This is a genomic window from Kordia sp. (genome assembly GCF_022447245.1).
GTDB lineage: Bacteria > Bacteroidota > Bacteroidia > Flavobacteriales > Flavobacteriaceae > Kordia.
Map to the genome: position 1 here is coordinate 49,134 of NZ_JAKVBC010000034.1, position 10,677 is coordinate 59,810.

Here is a 10,677-nt window from a genome sequence, read left to right on the forward strand (position 1 = left end):
GGCTGGAAGACTTTGGATTGTGGGCATTACCTGAAGGTTCACCTTGTGGTGGATTTTGGTAAACCGTTTGAAAGAGCTAACTTAGGTTTGCTCTTTTGTTTAGTTTTAGAAAAACGATTCTATTAGCGGATTCTCACGTTTGGCAACGCTTTTTTTAACTTTTGCAATTCTTCGTCAGAGATATCATTTCCATTTTTAATAAAAAGCTCATGCAAATGTTGCATTTTATACAAGCTTTTGGGAATTGTTTTAAAATCGTTATACCATAAAATTAAAGTTCTTAAGCCTTGTAAGTTCTCAAAATTATCGGGCAATGTCGAAAGTTTATTTTCACGCACATCAAAGAATTTAAGATTTGATAATTTCACAAAGCTGTCTGGTAGTGAAGTTATTTGATTGTTTGACAAATTTAGTCTTGTCAATTGCTGCAAATCTCCTATTTCCTTAGAAACGTCTTGCAATTCATTACTATCCACACTTAGTTCTTCTAACGTAGTTAAACAAACAACTTCTACAGGAAATTCTTTAAACTTATTACTATGCAGACGAAGTGTTTTTAACTTTTTAAATTCACATATAGAAGGATCTAGGCTGGTAAGATGATTGATATTAAAAGATAATATTTCTAAGTTCTCTAATTTTTCAATGCCTTTCGGATATTCAATTAACTCTCTAAAAGCATATGAAGCTTGTGTAATTTTTTCAATTTCTGCTGGCGTATAATCTAAAAAGACAGTCCGTTTTCTCTTTAAAATTAAAGCCTCTAAACGTTCAGACCAGTTTTCACCATGCTTCTTTTCTATATATTGTGTTGCATAACTATTATATGCATCTACAAACTTTGGAAATGTTCCTACAACACAACTACAATGCACACTAAAATAGGTAAAATCAAACGCTTCCGTGAAATCATTATAAAAATCACCTTCTCTCCCGCAATTCCCATTAGTTCCCCATGTTAAATACAAACCAGCTGCTTCCTCATAATGCCTTTCCGCTAATTCAAAAGCGCGCTTTTGCATCAATTCAATGTCTGCTGCTGCTTCTAATTTATCTGCATGATATATTATTTTTTGAAGCGAATTAAAAGAGATTCCCACACGGTTTTCTAATGCTTTTATTTCCTTATTTGTGCTCAAATTTGTGTACTCTTTTTGATAAATCTCTACTTCTTTTTGAGCAAGCATTATATTCATAAAAAAAAGAACAATAAGTGTAATTTTATTAAGTTTCATATCTTCACAATCAATCATTATCAAAGCTAACTATTTCATTTTTAACAGAAAAAATAGATTTTGCAAACACCCCACTTCGGTGAGTTAACCCAACTAAAATCTTCTTCAAAACTTTCTGTTTTATAAATTTAAACAACTAGATACTCTAAAAAGCTTCATTCTTACGATAAAGCTCAAAAATACTCTCTATCTTTAGTGAGTCTTAAGCAATTTAATTTCCCCCTACCAAAATTAAAAGTAACTGAATGGAACAAATTATACTTTCCTTATTAACAAATAATAGTTATTTAGATATCAATCGTGAGTTATTGAATCTGCAATTATTATCGCATCCTGATTATCCAAGTTTAAAAGCAATTACTGATACTTTAGATTATTTTGAGATTGAAAATTTGGCGGCAACGGTACCAAAAGAAGCCTTGGATCAAATGCCCGATTGTTTTTTGGCGTTGGTCAACAGAGAGCACGGCGATGAAGTTGTGCTAGTGGAAAAGAAACGCAATGCCATTCAACTTGTAAATGCAGATGAAAAGAAGGAGAAGTTAACGGAAGAAGCCTTTACAAAATGTTGGACAGGAACTATTGTCGCTGTTGAAGAACAAGAAAAAACAAGCAACATACAATCTATTCAAGAAGCACTTCCCTACTTTATTGTAGCTGCTGTTGCTTCGGCAAATGTGATTTTGAATTTTAGTTTTCCTTACTTGTTATATACTGCATTAACGTTAGTTGGCTTATATATTAGTATTTTAATCATACGAGAAGATTTAGGCATTAAAAGCAAAGCAGTTGCTAAAGTTTGTGGCGCTATTTCTAAAAATAGTACTTGTGGAGAAGTCATTAATACTAAAGGAAATAAAATCTTTGGAATCATATCATTGAGTGATGCTTCTTTTGTATTTTTTGGAGGACTATTTTTAATACTATCTTCCATCGGATTTCATAATGGAACGTTATTAATGCTTTCTTTAGCAGGCGTCCCAGTGGTGATCTATGCACTTTTTAGACAAGGTTTTGTGTTAAAAAAATGGTGTGCCCTTTGTTTATTGATTGCTGGAATATTGCTACTTCAAACAGGTTTATTGCTTGCTACTTATAATTATTCATGGTATTTAGACACACCATATATTGTAAAGTTGATTAGCATTTTTGCTTTAATTTATATTGTATGGTCATATTGCAAATCGTACTGGGAAAGTCATGAAAAATTAGCTACTACTGAAACCGACTTCTTAAAGTTTAAACGAAATCCAGAGTTGTTTAAAACATTACTTCAAGAGCAAAGTGTTTTAAATCTTAATGTGATTTCTAAAGAATTACGCGTTGTATTTGGAAATCCAAATGGAGCTATTAAATTACAAGGTGTAACCAATCCGTTGTGCGGTTATTGTACGGCTGCTTTTGAATCGTATGATAAATTGATAAGCACATATAGAAATGACATACAATTAGAGTTTATTTTCAACGTTCCGCCTGATGAGAAACATAAAAGTACTCAGATTGCTGCTCGTTTGGTTGATTTGTATACGCAAGATCCTGCAAAATCATATGCTGCATTAAAAAATTGGTTTGCAAATAGAGATGTAGAAACGTGGCAGGAAAAGTTTGGAATTTCAGAGAATGCAAAGGCTATCGAAATCATAAATACACATAGAGAATGGTGTAATATTAATGATGTACATTATACACCTGCTAGTATTTTGAACGATCAATTCTTCCCAAAAACTTATGAGATTAAGGATTTACCATTGTTTATTCAAGATATGATTTTAGAGTCGCAACAAGATAATAATGTAGAATAAAGGTTATTCTTTTTGAACTATAATTTTCATCAGACACATATCCGTAAACCCTTGTAAATAAAACACTTTGAGAAGTCTAAAATTTTATCAAGACAAAATTATTTTTTATCAAGATGTTTTGTCTACTTTATCAAGATAAAATATTTTTTTGTCTTGATATTTTTGAAGTGTTATCTAAACAGTTTGTAAACACACTATAATTCCAAGTTCGTTTTATCATTTATAACAAACCCAATATCTTTAAGTTTTGTTCGAAGTTCGTCAACACTTGTCAATTCCTTTTTAGGAAGAAAAAACAAATCATCGGAAGATATTTTTAAAAAGAAGTAATCTTTTGTTTCATCAATTTCCTTAATTTCTGAAGTCTTTATTTTACTTTCTCCAATTGCATTTTTAACAACGATTACATCTAAATGTATTTCCATGTGCTCCGTTTGCCCAAAACGTTTTGCATAGGTGTTCTTTACCACTTTTTGATAATGCTTTTTATAACGCCAATTAAAATATGTTGGATAAAACAGTAGCGTCATAATAGTTACAAAAGCAGTACTAATACACATAAAAGTATCTTTCTTTGCCAAAAAGTAAAAAGAACCTAACGCAAAAATAATTGCCAATACAATCCAACCGTTTCTCCTTTTCTTTTTAATGATTTGCGACTTTGAAAAGATAAACAGATACAGGGCAACAAAATCGTGTTCGTGTATTTTATATGTAACATTCATCGTTTGTCCAATTATAAAATTAAGATTAGTTTCTAAAACTCCATTGTTTATAAGTAGTCATTGCTTCTAACTTGTTTTCTTTAGTATCATCCAATGCTGGAAAGAAGTCAATTCCTGTACGTTTTTCAAGTTCGTCTACAGAAACCACATATTCATATAAAGGTTTATTGGAAGCTTCGTGTGGCACTAAAAAAGCAATGATTTTTGTGTTTCCTCCCGAATTATCTAGTAAGATTTTATAGAAATACTTTGGCACTGCAACATCTTCACTTCCTATGGTTTTAAGATTGTTTTCTAAAATTCCACCTGTTACCACATATACTCCATCGTATTTCTTTGCCCAATAGCGCACTTTTTGCTCCAGTCGGTTCCAAACACCTGCATTAAATTCATGTTCTTGTGGAGAAATATTACTGGTTAAAAAAGTTTCTGTAAACGCTGCTTTGCTATACTTTCTATCAGCTGCAGGACATAAATGCCCACGATCATAACCTGACTTTTTGTAGTTTCTCCAATGTGCAGATTTTGTAGACACCGCTTTGTCTTGTACAAAATAAGGACGTTTGAAATCGGTATATACGACTTGATTCTTTTTTAATTCGTACGCCACCCATTCTGCCTGTTCAAAAGCCTCATGATACGATAAAGAATAGCCTTCATGATGTACAATTTGTCCTGTAGTAGAACTTGGCAGATAATACTTATTTGTTAAGGGTTTGGGCTTACTATTCGTAGTTTGTTTTTTAGCACCATGAACCTCAACATTAGGATCGTAAGAACTTGTTTTAAAGTTCTCACCATACTTTTCATAAATAGTTACCGCAGCTCCAATCAGCAGTACTAAAACAAGATATATTTTATTTCTTTTCAAAAGGATCAATTTTTACAAACACAAATGTAATCATAAATGCTACAGTGCTATACTGAGCAAGGGAAAATATCTATTTTGTTACTTGGCATAGTATTTGAAAAAGTTAAAGCATTAACCATGAAACTAAGAATATGAAAAACAATGTATTCAATACAACAATGGCAATTTTAGGAATGATAGTACTAGTTTTTGCTACAAGTCACAGAGGAGGAAATGGTTTTGCTTCTGGAGGAGACAAAGGAAATGGAATTATTTCTATGAGTGACAGCGGAGGCAGCGTTGGTAGTGGTATTGCCTTTGGACATAGAGTTGGAAACGGTCTTGTAAAAAGACATGGAGTAAGAAATGGCTAATCGTTAAACGATAAATATTAAAGAAGTGAACTTAGTAGGTTCGCTTTTTTTTAGCTTTTTACATCCAAAGCATCTCGCAAAGCATTTCCTATCAACATGAATGCCATTACCAAACTCATAATGGCAAGACCCGGAATGATAGCTAAATAGGGTTTTCCTAAAATGATATAACTGTAATGATCTTTTATCATAGCGCCCCAACTTGGCATTGGTGGTTGCGCTCCAATTCCTAAAAAGCTCAATCCGCTTTCTATTAAAATGGCTGCTGCAAAGTTTGCTGCCGATATTACGATGACTGGCGCCATAATATTTGGCAATATATGTTTTACAATGATTCTGATATCATGATATCCTAAGGCACGTGCTGCGGTTACATATTGCATCCGCTTTACACTCAGTACTTGTCCACGTACAATTCTGGCAACTTCTACCCACATGGTCAATCCTACTGCCACAAACACTTGCCAAAATCCTTTTCCTAACGTTAATGTGATTGCAATAACTAATAGTAATGTTGGAATAGACCACGTTACATTGATAATCCACATGATGACAGCATCCGTTCTACTTTCAAAGTATACTGCTAAGGCACCTAATGTAATTCCTATGAGCAATGAAATAAACACGGCTACAAAACCTATGGTAAACGAGATTCGCATGCCAACCAACATTCTACTCAATACATCTCTCCCGTATTTGTCAGTTCCTAAACGAAAGGTTTTTTGCTGAATAAACTGTGCTGACACTTCACTTGCTTGTGTTAGCGTTGGAAAAGAACTGAGTGGAATTTCCTTTTCTCTACCTGTAATGGCTTCATCCGTATATTCAGTAATGAATAGTTTATTATCAGCTATTCTATAATTCTCAATTGGAATTTCGGTAGCAGTGTTTTCTTTGCCAAAAAAAAGTGTATTGATAGAGCTTTCTTCCTTTTTTTCTGTAGAAGGTATTGTGAGCATCTGTACAGAAAATCCTGGTTTTTTTGAGTGAATAGACAAATGCATTTGATTTGCATTTCGAGTATCATCAGGTGCAAATACATACGCAAAAATCACGATAAAGGCACAAAGTACAATAAAGCTAAAACTCAAAACGCCCCAAAAATTCTTTTTGAATTTCTGGAGCGCTAATTTTGTTAGTGAATTTGAGTTTTTACTCATGTATATCTTTTAGATTAGCCTTTTACAACGGCTCTTTTCTTCTTTTTGATATTGTTTAATTGAATATCTCCTAATACATTGATCGCTTCTTCTACATATACATCTTTAGAAAGATCTTCATGCCAAGCTTGTCTTTTCCCTTGTAAAGTAGAATCTTTTTGCATTAATAATTCTTCATACGGCAAAGACGTAAATACTAGCTTTGTATCATAATCAGAGATTGCTTTGAAACGCTTTGCATAGTCTTCATCTGCATCTGCTTCTTTCTTGTATTCCACATAATTTAAAGGATATTCATTATCATCACGACGTTTCTTTATCCATTTTGCATTTTCTTCAATCAACTTTAATTGCGCATTATTTGCCATACGCTCTTTACTCTTTTTGATTGTTTTTTCATAGTCAATATAGCCATCCCAAAGATCGTACGTAGCTGGATCTATTTGATCCCAAGGTAATGGATTTTCTTGATCTTTTTCTCCTACATCAATAAAACTATATTTATCAACTACAACTACATCACTTTTTACACCTTCTAATTGTGTGGATCCACCGTTGATTCTGTAGAATTTTTGAGTTGTCAATTTTAAAGCTCCTACGTTTGTGTCAGAACCTCCAACAAATCTGTTTAAGTCTACGATATTTTGAACGGTTCCTTTTCCATAGGTTTGCTTACTTCCTATTACAATAGCTCTTTTATAATCTTGCAATGCTGCAGCCAAAATTTCTGAAGCCGATGCCGATAATTCATTTACTAAGATTACCAATGGTCCGTCCCACTGAATGCGACTGTCTTGATCTTTCAATACTTCTTTTCCATCTACAGAACTCTTAACCTGTACAATTGGTCCATCTTTTATAAAGAATCCTGCCATATCCACAACAGTTTTTAACGATCCTCCACCATTATTTCGAAGGTCTAATACCAAACCTTCCATGCCTTGATCTTTTAAACGCTCAATTTCTTTTTTCACGTCGCTTGCAGCATTTCGTTTATTATAGTCTTCAAAATTCACATAGAACTTCGGCAAGTTGATGATTCCGAACGTGCGTTCTCCTTTTTTTACAACAGCCGATTTAGCATAGGTTTCTTCAATCTCAACCAAATCTCTTTTGATTGTGATGATTTCAATAGAACCATCTACTTTTTTCATCGTCAAGGTTACTTTTGTTCCTTTTGGACCTTTGATCAATTTTACAGCATCATCTAAGCGCATTCCAACAATATCTACTGGTTCTTCACCTTCTTGTGCTACTTTTAGAATGATATCTCCTGCTTCAATTTTTTTACTTCTCCAAGCTGGTCCTCCAGAAATTACCTCAAATATTTTAGCTCCTTCTGTACGTTTTTGCAAACGCGCTCCAATGCCTTCTAAAGTTCCTGACATGTTCATATCAAAACGATCTTTGTCTTGTGGCGCTAAATATGAGGTATGTGGATCAAATTCTTCTACAATTGCATTTATATATATGCTAAACCAATCTTTACGCTCTAAATCATCCATTAAGTCAAAAAACTCAACATACGTTTTTGCGGTAGATTCACGAGCTTCTTTTTCTAAGGCAACATCATCCTTAATTTTATGAGCAGCATCTTCTTTCTTCTTATTTTTTTCTACTTCTAGCTTTATATCATAGTTTGCTAGTGTAGAAAATTTTAATTCTTTTCTCCAACGTTCTTTTAATTCTTTGACGTTTTTAGCAAAAGTTAGCTTTTCATAATCTCTATTGATTGTTTCATTCTTTGTAAAGTCGAACGGATTTTTCAATACTTCTTCTTGAAACTTTTTAGATTCCTCCATTCGTTTCATCAAACGATCATATACCAAACTAAAGAATACAACTCCTGGTTTTTTGATTTCATCATCGATTTTATCTTTATACTCACTAAACTCTTCAATGTCTGACACCAAGAAATAACGCTTCATTGGGTCAACTGCATCGATAAAGTCATTGTATACATTCTCAGAGAAATCATCATTAATATCCTGAGGATCAAAATGCCACCTACTTAATACATAAGAAATTAAGTCTACTAATGTTTTATCTTGTCCAGGATCGTCAAAAGATTTTTTTGCAAAACCGCAAGACACCATTGCAAAGACCAATAGTGCCACTAAATATATTCTGTTCCTTCTCATAAAAGCTCTAATTTTCACAGATTTAAGTTTTTTCATTTTCATAATTCAGCATGAATTTGGGGCTTATTTTCTTCCGAAAAGGAGCATTCATACCGATACCGTTAATTTTTTACTAAAATAAAGAAAAAATTATGCCGTTTTTTAACAATGTTACTAATTTTTTGTTAAAGACAAAACCGTATGCAATTAAACGGTAAATTGTGTACTTTAGCAACTTAAAATGAAGTACCTCTTTTATGGATGAAAAACCTTTAATTTTAGTTACCAACGACGACGGCATTACTGCTCCGGGATTACGCGCATTAATTGATGTAATGAACGAATTAGGAGATGTAATTGTTGTTGCTCCAGATAGCCCTCAAAGTGGAATGGGACATGCGATTACGGTAAACTCTACAATTTATTGCAATGCAATTACTATTGATGACGGACCACAAATTGAATATTCGAGTTCAGGAACACCCGTAGATTGTGTTAAACTTGCCGTAAATGAAATTTTAAATAAAAAACCAGACATCTGTGTTTCAGGAATTAATCATGGATCAAACTCCTCTATTAATGTGATTTATTCTGGAACCATGAGCGCAGCGGTTGAAGCTGGTGTGGAAGGAATTCCTGCCATTGGTTTTTCACTATTAGATTATGATTGGGAAGCCAATTTTGACGCTACAAAAGAGTATGTAAAAAAGATTACTCAAAAAGTATTATACAATGGCTTGCCAGAAGGTGTTGTACTTAATGTGAATTTTCCAAAGTTAAAAGCGAAGGAAATTAAAGGAATTCGTATTTGCAGACAAGCCAAAGCGCGTTGGAAAGAAGATTTTGATAAACGCACCAATCCACATGGAAAACAATATTATTGGTTATCTGGAAGTTTTATCAACCAAGACAAAGGAGAAGACACCGATGAATGGGCATTGGCAAATGGTTATGTTTCTATTGTGCCTGTAAAGTTTGACTTAACAGCTCATCATGCAATACAAAAACTTAATAGTTTAGGATTCAATGAAAAATAATAATAAAGAGGTTATTGTTGGAGCTCTAGTTGGGCTTGGCACTACAATTGTAGGAACATTTTTGTATTTGATATTTGTGGCATATCAACGAAACGCATCCATAGGTGCTGTTTGGGATTTTGCTATGAACGGAAGTGAAATTAGTTCCGTAGTAGTTTTTGGTACTGCTTTGAATTTTGCTGCATTTTTTGGTTTCTTGAGATATAATAAAGAAGCACATGCAAAAGGTGTATTGATTATCACAATTATTACTGGAATTGCAGTATTGATCCATAAATTATTCGCATAAACACTCGCATGAAGTACTATATTGTTGCAGGAGAAGCGTCGGGAGATTTACATGGTTCTAATTTAATGAAAGCTATTGTAAAGGAAGATCCTTCAGCCGATATTCGGTTTTGGGGCGGCGATTTGATGCAAGCAGTTGGCGGTACTTTGGTGATGCATTATAAGGAACGTGCTTTTATGGGATTCATTGAAATTATCATGAATCTTCGTAAAATTTTGGGTATGATTTCTTTTTGCAAGAAAGATATTGCGGAGTTTCAACCTGATGTTATAATTTTTATTGACAATTCAGGATTTAATCTTCGTGTTGCCAAATGGGCTAAAGAAGCTGGTTTTAGAACCAATTATTATATTTCTCCTCAAGTTTGGGCAAGTAGAGCGAGTAGAGTCCAAAAGATTAAACGCGATGTTGATGCCATGTATGTCATTCTTCCTTTTGAGAAGGAGTTTTATAAAAAATATGACTATGATGTGCATTTTGTAGGTCATCCGTTGTTAGATGCCATTGCCGATAGAAAGCCTGTGGATGAAACACAGTTTAGATCAACACATGGGCTGGACGATAGACAAATTATTGCTTTATTACCTGGAAGTAGAAAGCAAGAAATTACCAAAATGCTTTCGATTATGCTTTCTGTTGTGGATGATTTTTCTGAGTATCAATTTGTGATTGCTGGTGCACCTAGTCAGGAAAAATCATTTTACGATCAATTTATTAGTGGAAAAAATGTGCAATTTATCAGTAACAAAACATACGATTTATTGAGTGTTGCTACTGCTGCTTTGGTCACTTCTGGAACCGCTACTTTAGAAACAGCTTTGTATAAAGTACCGCAAGTCGTATGCTACAAAGCGAACAATATTTCCTATCAAATTGCCAAACGCATTATTACCTTAGAGTATATTTCTTTGGTGAATTTAATCATGGACAGAGAAGTTGTCAAGGAATTGATACAACACGATTTCACCACTCAAAATGTCAAAAAAGAATTGACACGTATTTTAGATGATAACGAACGTGTAAAATTGTTTGAAGATTATTACGAACTAGAACAAAAGCTCGGTGGTAAAGGTGCTAGTAAGAAT

At 33.5% G+C, this 10,677-nt stretch carries 10 protein-coding genes; 5 read left to right on the forward strand and 5 right to left on the reverse strand.

Annotation, left to right across the window (positions count from 1 at the left end; genetic code table 11):
• Positions 1-122: 122 nt before the first annotated feature.
• Positions 123-1,235 (reverse strand): leucine-rich repeat domain-containing protein, encoded by a 1,113-nt coding sequence (locus MK119_RS19270; protein WP_290682329.1) that lies wholly within the window; start codon positions 1,233-1,235, stop codon positions 123-125.
• A 245-nt stretch (positions 1,236-1,480) separates the two neighbouring features.
• Between MK119_RS19270 and MK119_RS19275 the strand changes: the two genes are divergently transcribed.
• Positions 1,481-3,037: a vitamin K epoxide reductase family protein gene (locus tag MK119_RS19275; protein WP_290682331.1), complete on the forward strand. Its 1,557-nt coding sequence runs from the start codon at positions 1,481-1,483 to the stop codon at positions 3,035-3,037.
• Positions 3,038-3,231: 194 nt separating this feature from the next.
• Here the strand turns inward: MK119_RS19275 and MK119_RS19280 are convergent, their stop codons facing one another.
• Both MK119_RS19280 and MK119_RS19285 read right to left on the reverse strand, forming a co-directional pair.
• The gene (locus MK119_RS19280; RefSeq protein WP_290682334.1) at positions 3,232-3,762 is read right to left on the reverse strand and encodes a YcxB family protein; all 531 of its coding nucleotides are present in this window, start codon (positions 3,760-3,762) and stop codon (positions 3,232-3,234) included.
• A gap of 25 nt (positions 3,763-3,787) precedes the next feature.
• Complete coding sequence (locus MK119_RS19285) at positions 3,788-4,633, reverse strand: DNA/RNA non-specific endonuclease (RefSeq protein ID WP_290682337.1); 846 nt, start codon at positions 4,631-4,633, stop codon at positions 3,788-3,790.
• 131 nt (positions 4,634-4,764) lie between these two features.
• Between MK119_RS19285 and MK119_RS19290 the strand changes: the two genes are divergently transcribed.
• The gene (locus MK119_RS19290; RefSeq protein ID WP_290682340.1) at positions 4,765-4,986 is read left to right on the forward strand and encodes a hypothetical protein; all 222 of its coding nucleotides are present in this window, start codon (positions 4,765-4,767) and stop codon (positions 4,984-4,986) included.
• 50 nt (positions 4,987-5,036) lie between these two features.
• Here MK119_RS19290 and MK119_RS19295 read toward each other — a convergent pair whose 3' ends face one another.
• Both MK119_RS19295 and MK119_RS19300 read right to left on the reverse strand, forming a co-directional pair.
• Positions 5,037-6,146: an ABC transporter permease gene (locus MK119_RS19295; protein ID WP_290682343.1), complete on the reverse strand. Its 1,110-nt coding sequence runs from the start codon at positions 6,144-6,146 to the stop codon at positions 5,037-5,039.
• Positions 6,147-6,160: 14 nt separating this feature from the next.
• The gene (locus MK119_RS19300) at positions 6,161-8,287 is read right to left on the reverse strand and encodes a carboxy terminal-processing peptidase (RefSeq protein ID WP_290682345.1); all 2,127 of its coding nucleotides are present in this window, start codon (positions 8,285-8,287) and stop codon (positions 6,161-6,163) included.
• A gap of 236 nt (positions 8,288-8,523) precedes the next feature.
• On the opposite strand from MK119_RS19300, the gene surE reads away from it, so the two are divergent.
• From surE to lpxB, 3 genes are all read left to right on the forward strand, one after another.
• The gene (gene surE, locus MK119_RS19305) at positions 8,524-9,303 is read left to right on the forward strand and encodes a 5'/3'-nucleotidase SurE (RefSeq protein WP_290682348.1); all 780 of its coding nucleotides are present in this window, start codon (positions 8,524-8,526) and stop codon (positions 9,301-9,303) included.
• Positions 9,293-9,592, forward strand: coding sequence for a hypothetical protein (locus MK119_RS19310; protein WP_290682351.1), 300 nt, complete (start codon positions 9,293-9,295; stop codon positions 9,590-9,592). The genes surE and MK119_RS19310 overlap by 11 nt, the downstream gene beginning before the upstream one ends.
• Before the next feature lie 8 nt (positions 9,593-9,600).
• The coding region (lpxB, locus tag MK119_RS19315) for a lipid-A-disaccharide synthase (protein WP_290682354.1) at positions 9,601-10,677 on the forward strand (1,077 nt) is incomplete at its 3' end.